General features: G+C 70.7%; 21 protein-coding genes. 9 read left to right on the forward strand and 12 right to left on the reverse strand.

The window, feature by feature from the left end; all coding sequences use genetic code 11:
* Window positions 1-7: 7 nt before the first annotated feature.
* Both HS104_26365 and HS104_26370 read right to left on the reverse strand, forming a co-directional pair.
* Window positions 8-640: an SUMF1/EgtB/PvdO family nonheme iron enzyme gene (locus HS104_26365; GenBank protein MBE7483490.1), complete on the reverse strand. Its 633-nt coding sequence runs from the start codon at window positions 638-640 to the stop codon at window positions 8-10.
* 271 nt (window positions 641-911) lie between these two features.
* A complete protein-coding gene (locus HS104_26370) occupies window positions 912-1,790 on the reverse strand; it encodes a hypothetical protein (protein ID MBE7483491.1) in 879 nt (292 codons plus the stop codon).
* Between the two features lie 45 nt (window positions 1,791-1,835).
* Between HS104_26370 and HS104_26375 the strand changes: the two genes are divergently transcribed.
* A complete protein-coding gene (locus HS104_26375; GenBank protein ID MBE7483492.1) occupies window positions 1,836-2,357 on the forward strand; it encodes a hypothetical protein in 522 nt (173 codons plus the stop codon).
* Complete coding sequence (locus tag HS104_26380; GenBank protein MBE7483493.1) at window positions 2,358-3,077, forward strand: sulfite exporter TauE/SafE family protein; 720 nt, start codon at window positions 2,358-2,360, stop codon at window positions 3,075-3,077. It begins immediately after the preceding gene.
* A 1-nt stretch (window position 3,078) separates the two neighbouring features.
* Here the strand turns inward: HS104_26380 and HS104_26385 are convergent, their stop codons facing one another.
* A complete protein-coding gene (locus HS104_26385; protein ID MBE7483494.1) occupies window positions 3,079-4,155 on the reverse strand; it encodes a hypothetical protein in 1,077 nt (358 codons plus the stop codon).
* Window positions 4,156-4,251: 96 nt separating this feature from the next.
* On the opposite strand from HS104_26385, the gene HS104_26390 reads away from it, so the two are divergent.
* Both HS104_26390 and HS104_26395 read left to right on the forward strand, forming a co-directional pair.
* The gene (locus HS104_26390) at window positions 4,252-5,055 is read left to right on the forward strand and encodes a glycerophosphodiester phosphodiesterase (protein MBE7483495.1); all 804 of its coding nucleotides are present in this window, start codon (window positions 4,252-4,254) and stop codon (window positions 5,053-5,055) included.
* Window position 5,056: 1 nt separating this feature from the next.
* Entirely contained in the window at window positions 5,057-5,449 is a 393-nt protein-coding gene (locus tag HS104_26395; protein MBE7483496.1) for a hypothetical protein, read from the forward strand.
* A gap of 1 nt (window position 5,450) precedes the next feature.
* Here the strand turns inward: HS104_26395 and HS104_26400 are convergent, their stop codons facing one another.
* From HS104_26400 to HS104_26415, 4 genes are all read right to left on the reverse strand, one after another.
* Window positions 5,451-5,840 carry a hypothetical protein gene (locus HS104_26400; GenBank protein MBE7483497.1) on the reverse strand — a complete coding sequence of 130 codons (390 nt, stop codon included), beginning with the start codon at window positions 5,838-5,840 and terminating at the stop codon, window positions 5,451-5,453.
* A gap of 86 nt (window positions 5,841-5,926) precedes the next feature.
* The gene (locus HS104_26405; protein ID MBE7483498.1) at window positions 5,927-6,226 is read right to left on the reverse strand and encodes a hypothetical protein; all 300 of its coding nucleotides are present in this window, start codon (window positions 6,224-6,226) and stop codon (window positions 5,927-5,929) included.
* A gap of 16 nt (window positions 6,227-6,242) precedes the next feature.
* Window positions 6,243-6,566: a hypothetical protein gene (locus HS104_26410; protein MBE7483499.1), complete on the reverse strand. Its 324-nt coding sequence runs from the start codon at window positions 6,564-6,566 to the stop codon at window positions 6,243-6,245.
* A 161-nt stretch (window positions 6,567-6,727) separates the two neighbouring features.
* Entirely contained in the window at window positions 6,728-7,435 is a 708-nt protein-coding gene (locus tag HS104_26415; GenBank protein MBE7483500.1) for a hypothetical protein, read from the reverse strand.
* 69 nt (window positions 7,436-7,504) lie between these two features.
* Here HS104_26415 and HS104_26420 point away from each other — a divergent pair, with 69 nt between their 5' ends.
* Both HS104_26420 and HS104_26425 read left to right on the forward strand, forming a co-directional pair.
* Window positions 7,505-9,484, forward strand: coding sequence for an ATP-grasp domain-containing protein (locus HS104_26420; GenBank protein ID MBE7483501.1), 1,980 nt, complete (start codon window positions 7,505-7,507; stop codon window positions 9,482-9,484).
* Window positions 9,481-10,707: a hypothetical protein gene (locus HS104_26425; GenBank protein MBE7483502.1), complete on the forward strand. Its 1,227-nt coding sequence runs from the start codon at window positions 9,481-9,483 to the stop codon at window positions 10,705-10,707. Before HS104_26420 ends, HS104_26425 begins: the two co-directional genes overlap by 4 nt.
* A 1-nt stretch (window position 10,708) precedes the next feature.
* Here the strand turns inward: HS104_26425 and HS104_26430 are convergent, their stop codons facing one another.
* Together HS104_26430 and HS104_26435 are read right to left on the reverse strand one after the other, a co-directional pair.
* On the reverse strand, window positions 10,709-11,662 hold the full coding sequence (locus tag HS104_26430; GenBank protein MBE7483503.1) for a toxin-antitoxin system YwqK family antitoxin: 954 nt from the start codon (window positions 11,660-11,662) through the stop codon (window positions 10,709-10,711).
* Between the two features lie 44 nt (window positions 11,663-11,706).
* Entirely contained in the window at window positions 11,707-12,855 is a 1,149-nt protein-coding gene (locus tag HS104_26435; protein ID MBE7483504.1) for a serine/threonine protein kinase, read from the reverse strand.
* A 66-nt stretch (window positions 12,856-12,921) separates the two neighbouring features.
* Here HS104_26435 and HS104_26440 point away from each other — a divergent pair, with 66 nt between their 5' ends.
* The 3 genes from HS104_26440 to HS104_26450 are packed head-to-tail and all read left to right on the forward strand — an operon-like array spanning window position 12,922 to window position 17,566.
* Complete coding sequence (locus tag HS104_26440; protein ID MBE7483505.1) at window positions 12,922-15,669, forward strand: hypothetical protein; 2,748 nt, start codon at window positions 12,922-12,924, stop codon at window positions 15,667-15,669.
* The gene (locus tag HS104_26445; protein ID MBE7483506.1) at window positions 15,666-16,367 is read left to right on the forward strand and encodes an enoyl-CoA hydratase/isomerase family protein; all 702 of its coding nucleotides are present in this window, start codon (window positions 15,666-15,668) and stop codon (window positions 16,365-16,367) included. The genes HS104_26440 and HS104_26445 overlap by 4 nt, the downstream gene beginning before the upstream one ends.
* Before the next feature lie 41 nt (window positions 16,368-16,408).
* A complete protein-coding gene (locus tag HS104_26450; protein ID MBE7483507.1) occupies window positions 16,409-17,566 on the forward strand; it encodes a hypothetical protein in 1,158 nt (385 codons plus the stop codon).
* Window positions 17,567-17,603: 37 nt separating this feature from the next.
* Here the strand turns inward: HS104_26450 and gltA are convergent, their stop codons facing one another.
* The 3 genes from gltA to HS104_26465 are packed head-to-tail and all read right to left on the reverse strand — an operon-like array spanning window position 17,604 to window position 22,978.
* Window positions 17,604-20,558 carry an NADPH-dependent glutamate synthase gene (gene gltA / locus HS104_26455; protein MBE7483508.1) on the reverse strand — a complete coding sequence of 985 codons (2,955 nt, stop codon included), beginning with the start codon at window positions 20,556-20,558 and terminating at the stop codon, window positions 17,604-17,606.
* A 45-nt stretch (window positions 20,559-20,603) separates the two neighbouring features.
* Complete coding sequence (locus HS104_26460) at window positions 20,604-22,073, reverse strand: NAD(P)/FAD-dependent oxidoreductase (protein MBE7483509.1); 1,470 nt, start codon at window positions 22,071-22,073, stop codon at window positions 20,604-20,606.
* Entirely contained in the window at window positions 22,070-22,978 is a 909-nt protein-coding gene (locus tag HS104_26465; protein MBE7483510.1) for a metal-dependent hydrolase, read from the reverse strand. Before HS104_26465 ends, HS104_26460 begins: the two co-directional genes overlap by 4 nt.
* Between the last annotated feature and the right edge of the window lie 10 nt (window positions 22,979-22,988).

Here is a 22,988-nt window from a genome sequence, read left to right on the forward strand (position 1 = left end):
CCTCGATCTACCCGGACTTTTCCGCCGGGACTGCGTCTTTGCAGCAGCGGAAGCCGATCTCGTAGAAGCGGAAGGCGTTGCCGTGGTTCGTGACCGCGTTCTGGCAGGTGCGCGGCTCGGCCCAGTAGCGTCCTTTCAACGACCCGGAGAAGTCCTTGCCGGAGCCGCCATCGCGCCGCCGGGTCCACTCCTCGACGTTGCCGCACAGATCGAAGACCTGCGCCGGACCTGCGCAGCCGGGGTTCGAGCCGCTCGGCTCGGCCTGGTACAGCGCCTCCACGTGATCGGCGGCGACCTTCCCCGAGGCCGAGGTCACGCGCGCCGCGTCGAGGAGCTGACCGAGCGACTCGACGTTCGGTTTGGACACGGTCCACGGCCAGCCGTTCAGCTTGCTCTGGTCGTAGAGCTTCCAGGTCTCGTCGTCGTTGCAGGTACCGGAGACGTGGGCGTCGCCGTACGGGTAGCTGGTCCCGGTCGGCCCCTCGCAGCTTCGCGTCCACTCGTCGTCGAAGCACAGGCGCTTGCCGCGCGCCTGGCACCAGGCCTCGCTCTCGTCGAACGTGAACATGACCAGAGGGAGCGCTCCCGGCTGGTTCGGTGCCTCGTAGCGATCGACGCAGGCCGCCTCGACCAGCAGCATGTCGGCCGGGCAGGGCGCCGCGGCCTCTGCTTCGGGCGTCGCGTCGGCGGCTTCCTCGGACGCGTCGGCCTCGCTCGGAGCATCGCTGGCGTCGCTCGCCGAGGCGTCGGCGCCGGCCGCGCCACCGCCGCCCGACGAAGCCGCGTCGTCGTCGTCGTCGCTGCAGGCCCCGAGCCCGAGAGCCGCCGCGAGCGGGAACACCACCCAGCGCCGCATGCTCGCCATCATGGCCCGACTTCGGCCCCGGCGCAGCGCGAGTTGCGCGACAAAATCACTCTTCGGCGGGCGCCTCCGGCTCGAGTGGCGCCGCCGCGGACGAGAGCGAGAGCTCGGCCTTCTCGGCGCCGAGCCGGGCGAGCACGGTGGCCTCCACGCGCACCGTGAGCTCCTCCGGCGCGGCCGGCAAGCGCACCAGCGGCAGCTCGATCACGAGCCTTTCGCCCGGCGGGAGCGCGTGCCAGCCCGCGGGCAGCTTCTTCCGGCCCACCAGCTTCGCCAGATCCTCTCGGGACACGAAGCGCTCGTCGCTGAGGCGGCCGGCACGCTCGAACACGACCCGCAAGGTCAGCGTACCGTCGGGGAGCTTCGGCTCGTACACGGCCAGCTCGAGGGGCCTGACGCCTTGGTGGACCAGCGCGGCGTCCACCACCGCGTTCGGGCCGTCGACGCGGGCGCGGGCGGCGAGCTTCAGCGCTGCCAGCGGTCGCTGTCGGGCCGACTCGATCAGACCGTCCAGGAGCAGGCGCAAGGACTTCATCCCCTCGTCGCTCCCCAAGAGCGACACCTCCGCGCGCCGAGCGCCGTGGGCGAGACGCAAGTGACCCGACCCCTCCGCCGTGAACCCCGGCTCGTCGTCGCGGTCGAGCAGCGAGTGGTCGCGCACCACCCGCTCGATGGCGCTCCGCTCCTCGGGCTTGGGCCGCACGGCGAAGAAGCCGACGGCCCCGCCTTGCTCGCCACGCCACGGGCGGCGGAGCGTGAGCCGCGTCAGCCCCTCGGCCTTCAGCGTGAGCTCGAAGCCCTCTCGGGGGCGCATGGCTTCGACGCCGTAGCTCACCTCGAGCCCGCGAGTCGGCGGGCCGCTCTCGGCTCGCGGCTTGCCACAGGCTCCCAGCGTCAGGCAGAGCCCGAGCAGAATCCCGACGCGCATGACCGCACTCTTAGCCCGACGGGGCCGACGTGGTAAACGCGGCTCATGGCCGAAGGCACCAAGGGCAAGAGCACCCTCGTGATCGTCCTGATGGTAGTGGGCGGCGCCCTTGCCCTCGTGGTGGTGATCGTCGGCGTCCTGGCGGCCCTCGGGATCTCGGGCTTCCGCAGCTACTTGAGCCGAGCCAAGGCCGCGGAAGGTCAGGCCGAGGTGCAGCGGCTGGCCCGTGGCATCGCCCGCTGCGCCGAGGGTGGCGGCGTCGCAGCAGCCAGCGATCCGACCCTGCCGCCCAGCGCGCCGCCCGTCCCGGCGAGCCTCGGCGACGTCTCGGGGCGCAAGTACATGTCGAGCCCAACGGACTGGTCCCAGCCGACCTACAAGTGCGCGAGCTTCGAGATCAGCATGCCCCAGTACTTCCAGTACGAGTGGCAGCTCACGGGGCCCGGCAGCGGCAAAGCCATCGCGCGTGCCGACCTGGACGGGGACGGCAAGGTGGACCAGGAGCTCACCTCCGTCGTCACCTGCTCCGGTGCTACGTGCAGCGCGTCGGCGCCCAGCGGGCGCTGAGTGTCCTTCGCCGCGCTCGCTCTCGCAGGCTTCGTCCTGGCCATCGCCTCGGCGGTGCAGGGCTCGGTGGGCTTCGGTTCGGCGCTCCTGGCGGCGCCGTTCCTCGTGCTCATCGACCCGCGGCTGGTGCCCGGGCCTCTGCTCGTCGCGACGACTGTGCTGACCGTCCTGCTCAGCGTGCGAGAGCGCGAGGGCATGGACCTCCGCGGCGTCGGTGTCGCCATCTTGGGACGCCTGCCCGGAGTGGCGGTCGGCGCGTGGCTCCTGACCCGCGTGCCGGCGCACGCCCTGGGGCCGTTCTTCGGCGCGCTGATCGTGCTCGCGACGCTGATCATGGCCTTCGGCCCGGCGATTCAGCCGAGTCGGCCCGCGCTCCTGGGCGCTGGCTTCGTGAGCGGCATCATGGGCACGAGCTCCAGCATCGGTGGCCCGCCGATGGCGCTGATCTACCAGCACGAGCCCGGCGCTCGCATGCGCGGAACGCTGTCGGGCTACTTCACGCTCGGCGCGCTCCTGTCGCTGGTGGCGCTCGTGCTGAGCGGACGCTTCGGTCGCTGGGAGGTCGAGGCCGCAGCCTGGCTCACGCCGGGAGTGCTGATCGGGTTCTTCGCCTCGAGGCACGCCGCGCGCTGGCTCGACCGCGGGCGAACCCGCGTCGCCGTCCTCTGGACGGCGGGGCTCGCCGGAGCGCTGCTGGTGGTCCTCGGCGCGCTGCGCTGAGTCAGGTCCCTGCGCCGACGCGACCGCTCACGCTGGCGCTGGCCTGCACACTGACGTTGATGCGCACCGAGGCCTGAACGGAGGCGTGCGCCGCCGCCGCCACGCAGGCCACGGCCTGTGCGCCAGCGTTGCCGATGATCTTGGGCAGCCGTCCGCCCACGTCCACGACGACCTTCACGTCACCGAGCACCCGCTTGCCGAGACCCACCTCGGCCTGGATCAAGTAGGGCAGGTTCGCGCGCAGCGTGGCGGCGAGCCGCATGGCCATCTCGGCGTTCTGGCTCACGTTCACGTTCACCTGCCCCGGCGTGCACTGGGCGCGCAGGCTGGCGCGCGCGTTGCAGCTCGCCTGACACTCGCCCGACGCGCTCGGGCCCTGCACGGAGCCTTCGCACTTCGGCGCCTGCCATTGCCCCTGGCACTTGGCGTGGCAAGTGGCGTCGCAGCTGCCGGTGCAGGTGCCGTTGCAGGCGCCGGCACAACGACCCTGCGCGTCCACCGCGCTGCACTGGCCGTTGCACGTGCCGTTGCAGCGACCTTCGCAGCGGCCCTCGCAGGTCCCCTGGCAGTAGCCCGAGAGCCGCGCGGGCTCGCACTGCGCCACGATCTGCCCCGGATCCACCTGCACGTTGCACTGACCCTCGCAGCTCGCCTTGGCCTGGAAGTCGGCCTGGCACATCGGCGGCTGCGCCTGCACCTGGATCTGGATGCCCTGCTTCAAGATCCAGTCCACCTGGGCGGAGAGGGCCCCACAGGCCGCCTTGGCAGCGGCGCCGGGCTCGTCGTTCTTCGGCGCCATGGCCGCGTCCGGGATGCCGAGGTCGCGACCCATGTTCTTGCAGGCGGTGGTGGCCAAGCCCTCCATCTGGATCGAGGCCTGCATCAGATCCTTGGTGGCGGCGACGAACGCGCGCACCTCGGCGTTGGCCTTGGCGTTCGCCGAGAAGCTCATCTGCATCGGATCGCCGGAGCCGAGCGCGGGACAGGCCGCGCCGCCCAGCGCGCCGAACTTTCCGTCCATGCAGCTCGCCGACACGAACACCATGACCAGGAAGAACACGAAGCGAATGAAGCGCATGACGACCTCCGACGGACGACCGGAGCCTTGCCGCTCGGCCGAGCCGCCGCAAGCCCCCGAGCCCGCACCGCTTGCGCTAGGCTGGCCGTCGCCCGAATGCCGCGCCCGAAACCGTTCCTCGACGGACCGCGCCCGCTCTGCTTCGCGCACCGGGGCGGGGCGAAGCTCTGGCCGGAGAACACCCTGCCGGCGCTCGGCGGCGCCGTCGGGCTCGGCTTTCGCTACCTGGAGACCGACGTCCATTTGACGCGTGACGGGCACCTGGTCGTGTTCCACGACGAGCGGCTCGAGCGCACCACCGACGGCTACGGCCTCCTCCGCGACTTCACCCTGAGCGAGCTCGAGCGGCTGGACGCGGGCTACTGGTACTCGCCGGACGGCAAGAGCCGACCCTGGCGCGGCAAGGGCGTCCGAATTCCGCTCCTCCGCGAGGTGTTCGAGCTGAGCCCCACGCTCCGGGTGAACGTCGAGCTGAAGCAGGCCGGCGTCGGCCTGCCGCGCGCGCTCTGGGACTTCATCGAAGCGCACGGCATCCACGATCGCATCCTGGTCGCCTCGGCCGAAGCGGCCCTGGGGCGCGAGTTTCGCGCGCTCGCCCGGGGCACGGTCGCCACCAGCGCCTCGGCGCGGGAGGTCCTCGAGCTCTGGGCAGCGACGCGCGTCGGCCTCGACCGAGTGGTGCCCATCGCCTACGACGCGCTGCAAGTCCCGCCGTTCTACTACTCGCTCCCGGTGGTGACCCCGCGCTTCGTGCGCGCGGCCCACGCCCGCGGGCTCCAGATCCACGTCTGGACCATCGACGATCCGCTCGAGATGCGCCGGCTGCTCGCCCTCGGCGTGGACGGCCTGAAGAGCGACCGCCCCGATCTCTTGCTCGCCGTCATGCAGGAGAACCTCTGAGATGGAACCGACCCCGCCGCCGCGCCCGCCCCCGCCCGAAGGCCCCGTGGGTGGCTACGGCCTCGCGCTGCCGCCCGGCGTGAGCGCCGAGAGCGCGTACCAGAAGCAAGGTGGCAGCGGCGTCGAGCCGAGCGGGCTGGTGGGCCTGATCCTGGGCGTGCTCAGCTTGCCGCTCTACCTGTGCTGCGGCGGCCTCTCGCTGGTCTTGAACATTGTCGGGCTCGGCCTCGGTGTCGCCTCGCTGACCCGGGTGCGCGCTGCGCCGGATCGCTACGGCAGCCGCGCCGTGGCCATCGCCGCGGTGGTGGTCAACGGGGTGCTGTTGCTGCTGAACCTCGTGCTCATCCTGTTCGTGTTCGGGGTGATGGGCTTCGGCATGCTGAAGGGGCCGTAGCTCAGCCGAAGCCGCTGTCCGGCGGGGGCTGCGACAGACAGACCTGAGGACCGTCCGAAGCGTCGTCGGGAGGAGGCGCGAGACAGGGCTGTGGCCCCGCGTCCCCGCCGGCTGCACCGCTCGCGCCACCGCTGCCGCTGCCACCGCCGCTGGCGCCGCCGCCACCGCTCGCACCACCGCCGCTCGCACCACCGCCGCCGCTCGCGCCGCCGGCGCCACCGCTGCTGCCGCCGGCTCCGGACACCGCCGCGCCGCCACCGCTGCCGCCGCCGTCCGAATCGCCGCCGCACGCCGAGGTCGTCACGCTGGCGACGCCCGCGCTCGCGAGCGCCATGGCGACGAAGCGCGCGCGCCGCGCCAAGATGAGCCGCTTGTTGTCCCCGTCGGTCATGACTCCGCATGATGCGCCGATCCGGGCGCGATGTCACGCCTGACCACGGCGCTCGCATCCGCAGCCCGTTTCGCCCGGCGGGCGGCCTATCGCACCAGCAGCCGCGCCAGCTCCGCGAGCGAACGGATCCCGAGCTTCTGCATCCCCGCGTGCAGGCGCCGCGAGATTGTCGCCACGCTCACTTCCATGTCCATCGCGATCACCTTGAGCGCCTCGCCTCGAGCCCGCCGCTCCAAGACCACGCGCTCGAGCGGCGACATCGGCTCCCCGTTCTGCCGCTCTGCCACCACGTGTCGCCGCCCGTCCACGTCGAAGAGCTCCACGATCCGCCAGCGCCCGCTCATGAGCTCGTCCCAAGTCTCTACTTCGTTCGCTTCGTCCACCATTGTCACCTCCCTCGAGTCACCGCCGTCCTGCGGGCATGCCCGCAAAGCAACGCGCAAGCTCGGCCCGCGAGGCGATGCCGAGCTTGCGAAAGATCGACTGCAGCTGGTTGGCCACCGTGCGCGGTGACGTCCGGCGCCTGGCCGCGATGGCGGCGGTCGTCGCCCCCTCGAGCACGCACGCCACGACCTCCCGCTCCGCCTCCGTGAGCTCCCCCCGCGGCGGCGGCCGGGGAAGCGGGAAGATCAGCACCAAGAGCTCGCCCTCCCCGAGCTTCAGGCGCCGCCCCCTCAGCTCCTCGCTCCGCCCCGGTCCACCGGCCTCCAGCGCCCCGTCCGCCATAGTGGATTAACCAGTTGCAACAATGATGCCTCACTAGTCCCTGGAGTTTTGGCAATAATTGTGGCCAAACCGCCGAGAGATCCACCAGGCAGAGAGCCAAACTGGCTCTACCAGTTCGCGGTCGCGGGCTTCGCAGGCGAAGCGCGCTTCACGGCGGCGGCTCAATGCCCTTCGGTGACCACCCGCTCGCGCGGGATCGAGAGCTCCGCCGTCAGCTTCGCGACGCACTCCGCCACCATCTCGCTGACGCCACACACGTAGATCCGAGCGTCTGGGTGCGGAACGACGACATCGGCCAGGTGATCCTGCACGCGGCCGCGCGCGCCCGTCCAACCGTTCTGGGGTTGGCTGAGCGTAGCCATGTAGCGGAAGCGTGGCTGGCTCTCGGACAGCGCTTCGAGCTCTGCGCGCCATAGGATCTCCGTCTCCGTCCGCGCCCCGAACAGCACGACCAGAGGAAAGTCCCCGCCGGCCAGCGCCGACTGGAGCATCGCCCGGAGCGGCGCCAGCCCGGTGCCGGTCCCGACGTAGATCTCGGGCGGCCCCGCCGGCTCCTGGCGTACGAACGTGCCCTTTGGTCCGAAGACCTCGACGCTGCCGCCGACCACCAAGTCGTCGAGCACGCCGCCGCCCGAGCCACGCAAGACCGCCAGCTCGAACAGGCCCGGACGCTCGGGGTCGGGCGCGCTGGCGATCGAGTAGGGCATGCGCTTCGCTTCGCCCGGCAGGCCCACTTCGACGTATTGCCCCGGCACCCAATCGATGGGGTCGGGGCCGCGCGTGGCCAGCGAGAGGCCTCGCACACGCGGCGACAGCATCGACTGCGCCACGACCTCTGCCCTGAACGGACGTGGCTCCGACAAGCTCATGAGGCGCCCTAATAGTCCAAGGCGCTCCTGCCCTGCAACGTCGCTCTCCGTGGTAGCCTCCGCCGCGTCATGCGACCGATTTCCAAGCTCCTGATCGCGAATCGCGGCGAGATCGCGCTGCGCATCCAGCGCACGGCGAGGCAAATGGGTATTGGTACCGTCGCGGTCTTCTCGGACGCCGACGCGGCTGCCCCCTTCGTGCGCGCCTCCGATCAGGCCGTGCGCCTCGGGCCCGCGCCGAGCGCGGACAGCTATCTCCGCATCGATCGCATCGTGGAGGCCGCCCGGAGGAGCGGCGCCGACGCCGTCCACCCGGGCTTCGGCTTTTTGGCGGAGAACGCCGCCTTCGCCCGAGCTTGTGCCGGCGCCGGCCTGATCTTCGTCGGGCCCGGCGAGAGGGCCATCGCAGACATGGGCTCCAAGAAGGCCGCCAAGCGCCTGGTCGCCGCGGCGGGCGTGCCCGTGGTGCCGGGCGCGGAGCCCGACGACCAGTCCGTCGAGTCCATCGCCGAGCACGCGACCCGCGTGGGGTTCCCGCTCTTGCTCAAGGCCAGCGCGGGCGGCGGTGGCAAGGGCATGCGGGTCGTCGGCCGCGCCGACGCACTGATCGACGCCATCGAGGGCGCCAAACGCGAGGCCAAGAGCGCGTTCGGCGACGACACGCTCTTGATCGAGAAGTACATCGAACGGCCGCGCCACGTGGAGATCCAGATCCTCGGCGACCGGCACGGCAACCTGGTTCACCTGTTCGAGCGCGAGTGCTCCATCCAGCGCCGGCACCAGAAGATCGTCGAAGAGTCTCCGTCGCCTGCGCTGAACGCCGAGCTCCGCGCCCGGATGGGCGCTGCTGCCGTGGCCGTGGGCAAGGCTGTCGGCTACGAGAACGCCGGCACCGTCGAGCTCATCCTGGGCCAAGACGGCGCGTTCTACTTCCTGGAGGTCAACACGCGGCTCCAGGTCGAGCATCCGGTGACCGAGTGCGTGACGGGCATCGACATCGTGCGCGAGCAGCTGCTGATCGCGCAGGGCGAGCCGCTCTCGTTCCGCCAAGAAGAGCTGACGCAGCAGGGGCACGCCATCGAGTGCCGCCTCTACGCCGAGGACGCCGACAACCACTTCCTGCCGACCACCGGCACGCTGGTGGACTGGCACGTGCCCGAGATGCCGGGCCTGCGCGTGGACTCCGGCGTCGAGCAGGGCTCCGAGGTCGGCATCCACTACGACCCGATGCTGGCCAAGGTGATCGTTCACGCTCCCAGCCGCGCGGAGGCAACGCAGAAGATGCTCGGCGCGCTCGCGGGGCTGGCCGCCGAGGGCCTGGTCACCAACCGGGAGTTCCTGATGCGCGTGCTCGCCCACCCGGAGTTCCGCGCGGGCGCCACGCACACGCACTTCATCGAGCAGCACCTGTCCGAGCGTCCGTCGGACCCGACCCGCGCCGAGCGCGAGCGCTGGGCGGCCGTCGCCGCGACACTGGCGGGCCGCGCGGAGCGCACCCGCGAGCGCACTCTGCCGGGCGTCGAGCCCGGCTTCCGCAACAACCGCTCGAGCCGCGAGTGGGTCGAGTATCGACTGGCGGATCGGCACGTCAAGGTCGAATACGCGGGGCTCTCAGGCGGCAAGCTGGCCATCTGCTTCGACGGCAGCGAGCACGTGGTGAGGGAGATCGCCTGCGCGGGACGGCACGTCTCCTTCGAGGACGAGACGGGCCTGCGCCACGTCTTCCGCGTGAGCGCGCGCGGGGATCATTGGTTCGTCCACGCGCGCTCGGGCTCGTTCACGCTGGTCGAGCTGCCACGCTTCCCGGAGAAGCAGCTCTCGGCCGCGCCCGGCGCGTGCGTGGCGCCGATGCCGGGGAAGGTCGTCAAGGTGGTGGCGCTCGAAGGCACCGCCGTGAACGCGGGCGACGTGCTGCTGGTGCTCGAGGCCATGAAGATGGAGCACTCCGTCAAGGCCCCCGAGGCAGGGATCGTGAAGGAGCTCCTCGTCTCCGAAGGCGAGCAGGTCGAGGCCGACGCAGTGCTGGCCGTGGTGGGGCCGGTCGAGTGAGCCGCCGGCTGGCCGCCTCGCTGGCTCTGCTCGCGGCGGCCTGCGGGCAGGACGAGCGCGCCGTTCCGCTGGTGCCAATCTGCGACCAGCTGACGGAAGCCTGCACGGCGGCGCCCGCCCAGGGGCCCGCGTTCTCCCCTCCGATCCAGGTCGCGCCGTCCGGCTCGCTGCCGTCCGAGGTCGAGTCGCAGCGCTCGCACAACAACCTGGACATCGCCTGGTTCGGCGGGCGGCTCTATTTCGCCTTCCGCACCGCGCCGCATCACTTCGCCGGCCCGGACACGGTGCTCTACGTCGTCAGCACCGAAGACCAACGGAGCTGGCGCTTCGAGACCAAGGTCGTGCTGGGCCGCGACGTGCGCGAGCCGCGCTTCCTGGACGTGAGCGGGCGGCTCTACCTCTACTTCGCGGTGCTGGGCACGAACCCGCTGGCCTTCGAGCCCGAGGGCGCCCGCGTCATCGAGCGGGTCGGTGACGCGAAGTGGACCGCCCCCGAGGCCATCTTCGACGCCGGCTTCATCCCCTGGCGAGCGCGCAACATCGACGAAGTCGGCTACCTGATCGGCTACACCGGCGGCGAGAACATCTACCAGGGCACCGAGCCCAGCGTGGACGTCCATTTCCTGAAGACGCACGACGGGCGGAGCTTCGAGCCGGTGGTCGCGGACCAACCCGTGGTGCTGAAGGGCGGCGGCTCGGAGACGGACTTCGCGTTCCTGGACGACGGCGCGCTGGTCGCGGTGAGCCGCAACGAGCTCGGGGACGAGGACCGCTGGGGCTCGAAGATCTGTCGGGCCGAGGCAGGAGATCTCGGGACGTGGACTTGCAAGCCCGATCCCAAGAAGTACGACTCGCCGCTGGTCTTCCGGCAGGGCGCCGACGTCTGGCTGATCGGGCGCAGGCAGCTCGCCAACGACGGCAACTACGATCTGTTCCAGACCGAGCTCTCCGCCGAGGCGCAGACCAGCGCCTACGAGGCCGCGTACTGGAAGACACCGAAGCGCTGCTCGCTCTGGAAGGTGGATCCCGTGGCTTTGACGGTGGGCTTCGTGCTCGATCTGCCGTCCAATGGCGACACCTGCTTCGCCAGCGCAGTGCTGCTCCGCGACAAGAGCTTGCTGGTCTACAACTACACCTCTCCGCTCGATGGCAAGGAGCTGAGCTGGCTCGCCGGGCAGCAGAATCCGACGCTGATCTACCAGCTGAGTCTCACCGTACCTTGACCTACTTGGGCTTCGGCGCCGGCTTCTTCCCCTTCGGCGCGACGACCTTCTTGATCGTCTTCTTGATCAGGCGGTCCGCCTTGTACTCCTCGACCCGGACGAGCTCGCCCTCCTCGTCCTCGAAGTAGCTCCAGGTCCCTTCCTTCTTGCCGGCCTTGAAGCTGCCCTCGAGCTCCTTGACGCCGTTCGGGTGCCAGCGGGTCACCTTTCCTTCGCGCTGTCCCGCGACGAGCTCGCTCTCTTCGAGCTTCGTGCCGTCCTCTCGATGGAAGGTCCACACGCCCGTACGCTGGTCCTGGTCGTACTTGCCCTCGCGCTCCAGCTTGCCGTTCTCGCGGAAGGCGCGGGACTGCCCGTGCTTCACCCCACCGCGGTACTCCGTCTCCTCCGCCAGCTCGCCGCTCGGGTGCCACTTGCGAGCCACCCCGTGGATCCCGCCCTCCCGGTACTCGGCCTCCTCGACCTTCTGTCCGGCGTCGTTGAAGCGGATCTGCTTGCCCGACTCCTTTCCGCCCCGAAGCTCTCCCTCGCTGGCCTTCTGACCGTTCGGGTGCCAGGTGACGCGACGCCCGTCGAGCTTACCGTTCTTGTAAGTCCCCTCCTCCATCTGCTGTCCGCTCGGGAAGAAGACCACGTAGCGGCCTTGCTCGACGCCGCCCACGAAGGAGAAGCCCCTGGCCTTCTTTCCGTCCGGATGAAACTCGACGAACGGCCCGTGCTTCTTGCCGTCCGGGCGCTCGCACCAGAGCGCCTTGTCCGCGGGCGGCTCCGCACCCTTGAGCGCGGTCCCCTCGGGACACGGCTTGGCCTGCTTCCACCAAGGAACGTCGGCGGCCGGCGCGGTCGCGCTCGCCGCTCGGGCGGGCGCCTCCGTGGCCTCGGCGTGAGCCGGAGGCGCCGAGCTCGAGCCACCGCATCCAACCAGGAGGACTCCCCATACGAATACGCTGCGCATGCACCGAGGGTAGTACCCCCACGCGCGCGATTGAAGGCTGGCCGTCACGAGCCGGCGGGCACCGGCTCGACGACCGGTTCGGGGAGCGCGCGCTCCGCCGAGCGCCAGCGCCAGACCAAGACGACGGCGACGATCAGCACCAGGAGCGCTAGCACGCTCACCCCGACGGCGACGAAGAGCAGCGGGTTCTTCGCGGGTGCGGGCGCGCGCCGCGCGGCGGCCAGGAGCTCGATGGGCTGCACGCGCGTCGGCTCGGCGCCGGAGGGCGGACCCAAGAGCTGGGTCGGCACTTGTCCGGACGGCAGCGCGGACTCCGGTGTCCCGAACCCACGCGGCGCGAGCGGCTCCGAGGCGAGCCGCGGCGAGAGCCGCTCGAGCTCCGCCAGCATCTCTTGGCCATTCGCGAAGCGCGCCTCCGGGCTCTTCTCGGTGGCGCGGCGGATGAGCCGGCCGAGCACCGAGCGCTCGACCACCTCCGGCAGCGGCACCAGCTCCTTCGCGAGCTGAGCCTGCGCGGCCTCCATCGGCGTGCCGCGCACGATCGGGTGTCCGCACAGCATCTCGGCCAGCATCATGCCCACCGCGTACAGATCCATGCTCGGGTGCGGCGGCTTGCCCAGGATCTGGTCGGGCGGCATGTAGCGCGGAGTGCCGATGACCATGCCCGCGGCGGTGAGCGGTGTGCTCTCGGCGCCCTTGGCGATGCCGAAATCGAGCACCTTCACGAAGTCCGTCTCGCCGGCGTACGTGCACAGGAACACGTTGCCGGGCTTCATGTCCCGGTGCACCACGCCCATGGCGTGGGCCTCCATCAAGCTCTTCAGGATCTGCGCCGCGATCCGCGCCGCCCGCTGCTCGGCGACGGGCCCTTCGCGCTTCAGCACGGCCTCGAGCGTCTCCCCGGACAGGAGCTCGTAGACGATGAAAGGGCTCGGCCGGTGCCCGAGATCGAAGTCGAGCAAGTGCACCGTGTTCGGATGGCGGAGCTGGCGCGCCAGCTCGGCCTCACGCGCGAAGCGCTGCTCGCCGGCCGCGTCCACGCTGTCCTGGCTCATGATCTTGACCGCCACCTCGCGCCCGATGCGCAGCTCCGTGGCGCGGAAGACCTGGCTGAAGCCGCCGTGACCGATCTCCGCGTCGAGACGGTAGCGCTGAGCGAGCACCATGCCCGGAGCCGGAATGACCTGTTCCACGCGGGTCCGAGCTAGCGCCTCCCGAGAGCGCGACGCAAGCGCTTCGCTCCGCTAGCATCGGCCCCGATGCGAGCGCGGGCCTCTTGTCTCCTGCTGCCCCTGGCCCTGACCGGCTGCGGCGACGACGAACGCGCACCCGCGCCGGGCACGGGTGACCCGCCCTGGGTCGCCGGTCCCGAGAGCTGCGAGGCCCCGGATCTCGACGACCTGGCCGCGTTCCGCGACTGCTCGCTCGGCAGCGGCATCTTCGGCCGTTGGGTCGTGGACGAGCGGGGCTGGCCCGCCTACGACTACCGCCTCGATCAGCACGCCGACGCCCGCGCGACCTACCCGGTCAGCGAGCAGAACGCCGACGGCGAGCCGCTCGATCGTCGCGATCACTGGGCGGCGTTCGGCAACCACCGCGTCAACGCGCACATCTTCAACGACGGCGTGATCGAGCTCGTCACCCAAGATCGCGGGGTCGAGTACCTGAACAAGCTCGACGAGGAGAGGCAAGCGTACGCCGGCGGGTTCGGCTGGCTCTCGGACGGGGACGAGACCTGGTGCACCGCCTACAAATGGCGGCCGAAGGCCGCGCGCACCTCGCGCCGCTTCGGCATGGGCTACGCCGAGACCAGCCTGGAGCACCGCGGCGTCCGGGCGACCCGCGTGACCGCCGCGCCCCCCGGCAACGTCGCGGCCATCATCAGCGACGTGACGCTCGAGAACCTCGGCGGCGAGCCCAGGACGCTGACCCACTGGGAGTACTGGGACGTGTTCCGGCGGCCCATCGAGATCAACTGGGTGGTGTCCGGAGATCCGTTCGCGCTCGCCCCGGCGACGGCCCGCCAGAGCCGCGACGCGCGCAACGGCTGGTTCGCCGAGGCAGCGAGCTTCGACGCGGACGCGAGCCGATTGGGCCTCGTCCGCAGCTACGTGGGCGCGGAGCCACGCCCGGCGGCGAACGCGCCGAGCGCGGCCGACTACTACGCGAACAGCCCGTTCCTGACCGCTCCGCTCGGTGGTGTGAGCGACGTGTTCTTGCATCAGGCCGGCTTCTTCGGTCTGGGATCGGTGGCTCAGCCCGACGCGGTGCTCTTCGACGTCGCGGGCCTCGGCGCCGAGAGCTTCGCCCTGCAGCCGAGGAGCGCGCTGGGACAGCCCCACGCCTTCGTGATGAAGAGCGTGGTGACGCTCGCGCCCGGCGAGCAGAAGACCTTGCGCTTCGTCTACGGCTACGCTCGCGAGGGCGAAGCTTTCCCCGACGACCCGAACTGGCACGACCCGAGCTTCAGCGCACGGGACGCCCAGGCCGAAGCTCTCGCCGACAAGCTCTTCTACTTCGGCGAAGCGAGCGCACCGGAGCTCGGCCGCGAGCTCGCCTGGCACGCCTACCAGGTCGAGGCCTCCGTCGGGTACCGCGACTACTGGCAAGGGCCGGTGGTCCCACAAGGCTCGACCTACCTGTATCTCCACGGCGCCGACGGCGCGGCGCGGGATCTCGGGCTGTTCGCGCTGCCGCTCGTGTACACGAACCCCGCGTTGGCTCGCGCAGAGCTGCGCCTCTACATGGGGATCCAGTTCGCCGACGAGCGATTCTCGTACGCCTTCCAAGGCCACGGCATGCTGGACGACGCCAGCATCCACTCGGCGCCGAGCGATCTGCCGCTGTTCTTCCTGTGGGCCCTCGGCGAGTACCTGGGCGCCACCGGCGACCTCGGCTTCCTGGACGAGAACGCGCCGTACTGGCCCCGCGAGGCGCGACCCGACGCGACGGTCTGGAACCACACCGTGGGCGCGCTCCGGCACCTGTTCGACGTGGTCGGCACCGGCGAGCACGGGCTGATCCGCATCGGCACCGGCGATTGGAGCGACGGCATCGTGCTGGAGGCCCCGAACCGCGAGCTGGCCGTCGCCAAGGGCGAGAGCGTCCCGAACACGCAGATGGCCGTGGCAGTTCTGCCGCGCATCGCCGACCTGGTCGAATCGAGGGCGCCGGAGCTGGCCGGCGAAGTCCGCGCCCGCGTGAAGGACTACCGCCAGGCGTTGACCTCCGCCCACAACGACGCGCACTTCTATCGCTGCTACTTCGGTGACGGCAAGCCGCGCTACGCCGACACCATCAACCTGGAGGCGCAGATCTGGGCGCTCATCGCCGACACCTTCGATCCGGGTCTCGCGCGGGAGACGCTGCTCCAGAACGTCGCCGCAAGGCTCGACGACCCCTCGCCCATCGGCGCCACGCTGACGCCGGGCGCGCAGGTCTGGCCGGCCATCAGCGCGCCGCTCAGCTGGGGTTACGCGCGCTCCGACCCCGCCCGCGCCTGGAAACACTTCACGCGCAACACCATGGCGGCCCACGCCCAGGCCTTCCCGGAGAGCTGGTACGGCATCTGGAGCGGACCCGATGGCGTGAGCAGCACGAGCGGCTGGACCTGGAAGAGCCAGGTCACGCCGATGACCGACTTCCCCGTGCAGAACAACAACACCCACGCGCTGCCGCTGCTGGCCGCGCTCAAGCTCGCGGGCGTCGAGGCGACCGCGGAGGGGCTCACGCTGTCGCCGCGCATCCCCAGCCGGAAATTCTCGCTCAGGACGGCGCTGATCGAGCTTTCCCAGCGCGGCGCGACCCTGAGCGGTCGCTACCGGCCGAGCGGCAAGACCGCGCGGACGCTCTCGCTCGAGGCGCCCGCCGGCGAGCGGGTCGAGAGCGCTCGCGCCAACGGGAAGCAAGTCGAAGTACCGAGCGGCGCCAAGACCGTCACGTTGAGCATCGATCCCAAGACCGAAGCCGAGCTCGCCTTCGAGCTCGTCACGGAGCCCGCGCCATGAAGGAAGTCATCCTCTCCGCACCCGGCAAGAACGCCATCGGCAGCCAGGTGATGCGCCAGCTGCTCTCCGAGCTCGAGCGTGCGGGCGGCGAGCCGCTCCTCTTGACCGGCGCCGGCGACGCGTTCAGCGCCGGACTCGATCTGAAGGAGGTGCTCTCCCTGGACGAGCCCGGGATGGCCGTGTTCCTGGGCCTGCTCGAGGATCTGACCCGGGCGCTCTACGAGTACCCCGGCCCCACGGTGGCGCTGGTCAACGGCCACGCCATCGCGGGCGGCACGGTGCTGGCGATGTGCTGCGACCACCGCATTGCGCCGAGCGACATGAAGGGACGCATCGGCTTGAACGAGGTGGCGCTGGGCCTGCGCTTTCCGCCGCGCATTCTGAAGCTCGCCAAGGCGCGCGTGCCCGAGCGCCACTTGGGACGCGTCGTCCTGGGCGCCGAGCTGTTCGACGCGAGGACGGCCCTGGAGGTCGGGCTGCTCGACGAGCTTTCGGACGACGCGAGCGCGCGCGCCGGCGAGCGCCTGGCGGCGCTGTCGGCTCATCCCCCTAACGCCTACGCCCGCGCCAAGCACCTGTTGCGGGGCGGCTTGCTCGCCGTGACGCCGGAAGAAGAGGCGACCTTCGCGCGCGAGGACTTGCCGTCCTGGACATCCGAGGCGCTGCACGAGCGGATCCGGGCGCTCCTCGGGCGCTGACCCAGTTGGCTCCCGCCGGAGCTTCGTGCCACGCTCCGCGCGTGACGCGACACCTCTCGCTCCTCGTGCTCGTGGCCCTCACCTCGAGCTGCGGCGGCGGCTCCGACGAGCCGGCGGCCGGCAGCGGGGGGAGCGGTGGCAGCGCTGGCAGCGGCGGCGCCCCGAGCACCGTGCAGGGATGCAGCGCCGAGGTGCAGCTCCTGCCCAAGGACGCGGACTTCTCCAACGCCGGGCCCTGGCCGGTGGGAGCGCGCACGCTCCAGATCGGCGAGCTGACGGTGGAAGTCTGGTATCCGGCGACTCCGGGGAGCGAGGTGGGGAAAGACGGCAAGGTCTACGACCTCCGGAAGTGGCTGCCCGACTCCGAGCAAGGGAAGATCCCCGACGCGGACAACCCCTGGCAGAAGTCGGCAAGCTTCGCCGACCTGCCCCTCGACGCCGAGCGCGGGCCGTACCCCGCCGTGATCTTCGTGCACGGAACGGCGGGCTTTCGCACGCAGTCCCTCGAGCAGATGGAGCACTGGGCGAGCCGCGGCTTCGTCGTGCTCGCCGCCGATCACCCGGGGCTCTACCTGAAGGACATGCTCGTCTTCCAGACCCAGCGCGATCTGGACGGCGACTTGAACGCGGTCGTCGCCGCGCTCGGCTCGACCTCCGGCGAGCTCGCGTTCCTGGCGGGCCGGCTCGACGCCACTCGCATCGGCATGGCGGGCCACAGCGCCGGCGGGGGCGCCGTGAAATCCCGAGGCGCCGATGCGCAGGTGCTGATGCCGCTGGCCGCCGGCGGCACCGACCCGGGCGCCGCGCTGGTCTCGACCTTGGTCATGGGCGGACAAGCCGACAAAGTGGTGGCCTACTCCCAGACCGTGAAGGGCTACGAGGCCTCGCCCGCGAAGAAGCGCCTGGTCGGACTGTCGGGCGCCGGACACCTGTTCCCGTCGACGCTGTGCTGGCTCGAGAACACGGCCGGCGAGAACATCTTCGAGGTGGCGCAGAAGTATCAGGTCCAGAACGCGAACCTGGCCGGTCTCCTGTTCGACTGCCCGGCGGGACAGCCCGGTGAGGCCGAGACCCGAGCCATCGTGAACTTCTCGACCGCCGCAGCGCTCGAGGAGACGCTGCACTGCGTTCCTGGGGATCCATTCGGGGACCTGAAGGCGCGCTTCCCCGTGGTGGGAGAGTATCGGTTCGAGCCTTGAGGCCCCACCTTCCGGTCGGGGCCGTTGCCCGGTCGACTCAGAGCATCCCCGCCTTGCCGCTCTTCCTCCGCTGGATCTCGGTCTCGATCAAGGCGACGTGCTCGTGCTCTTCCGCCTCGAGCTCGCGGTACATGCGCCACACGGCGCTGCCGCGGGTGAGCGCCGCCGAGCGCTCGGCGAAGAAAGTCTTGGCGCGCTCCTCCAACCCGAGCGCCACCTCGAGCAGCTCGAGCGCGCTCTTCGGCTCCGAGCCCGCGCCGTCGTAGAGCGCGCTCACGCCGGCGCCGAGCGACATCGCCCCGAGCTCCGGCGCGGCGATGTGGTAGCGCGCCTGCAAGAGCTCCAAGTGCTCGCGCTCCATCGCCGCCAGGCGCCCGAACATGTCGGCCAGCTCGGGATCGCTCGTGGTCTTCGCGCCGCGCGAGTAGAAGGCGAAGCCGCCCAGCTCGACCTCCATCGCCTGCTGCACGGCGTCGCGCGCGGCGTCGTCCACAGGGGGCCCGGCTTGCTCGCGCGTCAGCTTGCCGCCGCAGGCGGAGCAGCGCCCGAACGGGTAGGCGAAGCCCTCGTGCAGCTTGTGGCAGGCGAGGCACTGCCAGCGGATGGTGGCGCCGGCGCAGCACACGTAGGGCTCGCCCGCCTCGATGCGCCCGTGGCAGCGCGGGCACTTGCCCTCGCCCGCCGGGAACTCCTCCTCGCCGGCCTCGATGGCGACGGGCGGCCAGGCTCGCCCGGCCAGGTACGCGCTGATGTGGCGGGCCGCGCGGCGACCGGCGCCCAGGGCCAGGATCACCGTCGCGCCCCCGGTCACGATGTCACCGCCGGCAAACACCCCGGGGATGCTCGTGGCCTGCGTGACGGGGTCGGCCTCGATGTAGCCCCACTTGGTCAGCTTCAGCTTCTCGGTCGAGCGCGGCACGATGGGGTTCGCCCGCGTCCCCAGCGCGTAGATCACGGTGCTCGCCGGAAAATCCGTGAACTGTCCCTCCACCGGCACCGGCTTCCGGCGTCCGGAGGCGTCCGGCTCACCGAGCTCCATGTGCTGGCAGCGCACGCCGCGCACGTTCTGCTCGGCGTCCAGCAGGATCTCCGTCGGCGCGCGCAGGAAGTGGAACTCGATGCCCTCCTCGCGGGCATGACGCAGCTCCTCGGCGCGCGCCGGCGCTTCGGCCTCGGTGCGCCGGTAGACGCAGTGCACCTGCTTCACCCCGAGGCGCTTGGAGACGCGCAGGCAGTCCATCGCGGTGTTGCCCGCGCCGATCACCACCACCGCGTCGCCCAGATCGATGGGCGTGTCCTGATAGGGGAAGCGGTCGCCGCCCATCAGATTGACCCGCGTCAAGAACTCGTTCGCGCTGAGCACCTGCCCCGCCCCTTCGCCGGGTAGCCCGAGGAACACCGGGTAGCCCGCGCCGGTCGCGACGAACACCGCCGTGTATCCCATCTCGCCCAGGAGCTGCTCGATGGTGAAGGTCTTGCCCACGACCTTGTTCACCTCGAAGCGCACGCCCAGCGCCTCGAGCGCGCGGATCTCCTTCTCGATGGCCTCGCGCGGCAGGCGGAAGCTCGGGATGCCGTAGCGCAGCACGCCGCCCACGACGTGCAGCGCTTCGTAGACCACGACCTCCACGCCCTCGCGGGCGAGATCGCCGGCGCAGGCCAGTCCGCCGGGCCCCGAGCCCACGATGGCGACCTTGCCCTTCTGCGGATCCTTCGCCACCGGCTCGGTGATGGGCGCCGGGGCCTGGTCGCCGACGAAGCGCTCGAGCCGGCCGATGGCCACCGGCTCCATCTTCTTGTGCAAGATGCACTGCGCTTCGCACTGGCTCTCCTGCGGGCAGACTCGCCCGCAGATGGACGGGAACAGGTTGCTCTCGTGGATCACCGAGAGCGCGCCGGGCAGATCGCGCACCAGGACGTGGCGGATGAAGCGCGGGATGTCGATGTTCACCGGACAGCCCTCGACGCAGGTCGGCCGCACGCACTGGATGCAACGCTCGGCCTCGAGCAGCGCGTGCGCTTCGGTGTAGCCCAGGTTCACCTCGTCGAAGCTCTGCGAGCGCTCGAGGGCAGGCCGCTCCGGCATCGGCGTGGCGGCGACGGGCACCTCCTTCAGCTTCTTGTAGTTGCGCTTGCCCTGCTCGAAGAGCTGAAGATCGAGGTTGCAGACGTGACCGAAGTCCTCCTCGGCGCGCTGCTCCAGGCCTTTGAAGCGACGCTGGCGCACCGAGAGCTCGGCGAAATCCACCGCGTGCGCGTCGAAGTCCGGACCGTCCACGCAGGCAAAGCGCACCTCGCCGCCGATGCTGACCCGGCACGAGCCGCACATGCCGGTGCCGTCCACCATGATGGCGTTCAGGCTGACCACGGTGGGGATGGCGCTCGGGCGCGTCACCTCCGCCACCGCGCGCATCATCGGCAGCGGCCCGATGGCGATCACCCGGGCCGGCCTCGGCTCCCCGGCGATCAGGTCGGCGAGCGCTGCCGTGACCAGACCCGCGCGCCCGTAGCTGCCGTCGTCGGTGCAGACCACGACCTGATCGCTGATCTCGCGGAAGCGCTCCTCCCAGAACACCAGGCTCTTCGAGCGGAAGCCGATCACGCTGGTGACGCGGTGGCCGGCCTGCTTGAAGGCGCGAGCTTGCGGGAAGATGGGCGCGACGCCGAGCCCGCCGCCCACCAGGATCACGTGCCCCGGCTCGTCCAGGTGGCTCGGGATGCCGAGCGGGCCCACGAAGTCCAAGAACCAGTCGCCCTGCCGGTACTTCGTCAGCATCTCGCGCGTGGAGCGACCGAGCGCCTGGATCACCAGGGTCACAGTGCCGCGACTCCGGTCGAAGTCGGCGATGGTCAGCGGGATGCGCTCGCCGTGCTCGTGGAGGCGAAGCATGACGAACTGGCCCGGCTGGGCTGCTTTGGCGACATCGGGGGCGAACACCTCCCAGAGGAAGGTCGTGTCGGAGAAGGCCTCGTGGCGAACGATTTGGTACACGCGCGCGAAGCATTGAACAGCGCGCGGGAGTCGCCCAGCGAAATCTCAGCGCGTCCGGGCCGGCGAGAGGCGGTAGTCGCCGCGCTCGAAGCGCGCCGTGGCCAGGCGGAATTCGGCGCAGAACCCGGGCCAGAGCGTGGTATTGCGGCCGTGCCCGTCGAGGTACCAGCTCCGGCAGCCGCTCTGCCACACGCTGCGCGACAGGCGACGTTGGATCTTCTCGTTGTACGCGAGCTGCGCCTGCTCTCGGACCTCGAGCGTGCAGTCCGGCGCGGCGCGGAGCTCCTTCACGCAGCGCATGATCAGCGCGATCTGCGACTCGATCATGAAGATGATGGAGTTGTGTCCAAGACCCGTGTTGGGTCCGACCAAGAGGAACAGGTTCGGGAAGCCGGCGACGGTGGTTCCCAGGTGCGCCTGCGCCCCGTGCTCCGCCCAGAGCGCGCCCAGGTCGCGACCCTCGCTGGTCGTGACCCTCAGCTTGCCCAGGTAGTCGTGCACGTCGAAGCCGGTGCCGAACACGATGGCGTCCACCGGGCGCGCGACGCCGTCGCCATCGACGATCGCGTCCTCGGTGATCTCGCGGACGCCGGAGGTCACGACCTCGACGTTCGGCTGCCCGAGCGCGGGGTAATACGTGTTGGACATCAGGATGCGCTTGCAGCCCATGCGGTAGCTGGGTGTTAGCTTCTTCCGGAGCTCGGGATCCCGGATGCTCTTCTCCATGTGGCGGATGGCCCACCGCTCCGCGACCCGCATGAGCCGCGGCTCGCGCGCGAAGGGCAAGCTCGACAGCTCGAGCCGCCAGAAGATGGCCTGCCGGTGCAGGAAGCGCGCGGCCGGGACACTGGTGAAGAGCTGCTTCTCCCACTCCCCGTAGGGACGCTCGAGGCGCGGCAGCACCCACGCCGGCGTGCGCTGGAAGACGTGGAGCGCCGCGGCGCTCTTGGCGAGCTCCGGCACGAACTGGATGGCGCTCGCACCGGTGCCGATGCTGGCGATGCGCTTGCCCTCGGGCTCGAAGCAGAGATCCCACGCGGCGGAGTGGAACTTCTTGCCGCGGAAGCTCCCGAGCCCCGGGATGTCCGGCAGGCTGAAGCGGGCGAGCGGCCCGAGCCCAGCCACCAGGATGCGAGCGCGGAGCTTCTCCCCGTCTGCCGTGGTCAACGTCCAGCGCCCGCTCGCCACGTCGAGCTCCGCCGCCTCTGCCTCGGTTCGGAAGCGGATGTGGCGCCGCACGTCGAACTGATCCGCGACCTGCTCCATGTAGCGGCGGATCTCGGCCTGCGTGGCGTAGGTCTCGCTCCAGCGCGGGTTGGGCGCGAACGAGAACGAATAGACGTGGGAGGGCACGTCGCAGGCGCAGCCGGGGTAGGTGTTGTCGCGCCAGGTGCCGCCGAGCTCGGCGGCCTTCTCGAGCACGACGAAGTCCCGGATGCCCGCGCGCCGGAGCGCGATGGCCATGCCGAGCCCGGCGAAGCCGGAACCGACGATGATGGCGAAGTGTTCTCTCATGCCGCCTGCGCCGCCTGCTCGCGCAGCATGCCATCGGGGCCGAACAGACGCTCGCGCCACTCTCGCACCAGCGCGCTCGCGTCGCGCCCATCCGGGTGAAAGCCGGGGGCGAAATAGCGGAGGTAACCGGGCAAGAGCCGGCGGAAGTGTCCCGGGGTCAGCCAGAAATGCCCGAAGGTTCGCGCGAACGCCCCAAGATCGCGCGCCCGGCCGCGCGCCTGCCGGAGCCTCCGGTGCGCGAGCGCGATGAACCCGACGAAGAACAGCGTAGTGGTCAGCATCACGGCGGCGCGCCGCGCATACGAGCCGTCCACCTGCTCGTAGACGTCGAAGGCCACGGACTTGTGCTCGGTCTCTTCCAGCGCGTGCCACAGCCAGAGGCCGCGCACCGCCGGGTGGAACGCCTCGCGGAGATCCGCGTTGGTCAGGAGCTGCTCGGCCATCACCGCGGTGAAGTGCTCGAGGGCGCAGGTGATGGCGAGCCGCCCGGCCGGGGAGTGCGTCAGCGCGCCCCGCCGGAGCAGGAACTTCACCTGACGCTCGAGCTCCGGGAACACCTCGAGCCCCTGCGCGCGGAGCATCGCGTTGAACGCCAGGTGCGCGTTGGAGTGTTTGCCCTCCTGGGCGGCGAAGTCGGCGATGCGCTGCCGGAGCTCGGGGTCCGAGATCTCGTCCTTGAAGCGGACCACGCTCTCGACGAAGAAACGCTCGCCCTCTGGGAAGACCAGCGAGAGCGCGGCGGGGACCAGCGACAGCATCGGGTCGCTCGCGTAGAAGCCCGCCGGGATGGACTCGGGCTCGAAGACGAAGTCGGGGCTACGGCGGGGGATGTCGCGCGGCGTCGGCCAGAGCCTGGCGCTTTCGCGAGAAAGGGTGCAGGTCGGCCCGGGCCTCGCTGTTGTCATTTGGGGCCAA

This window comes from Polyangiaceae bacterium (assembly GCA_015075635.1).
In the GTDB taxonomy this organism is placed as follows: domain Bacteria; phylum Myxococcota_A; class Polyangia; order Polyangiales; family Polyangiaceae; genus JADJKB01.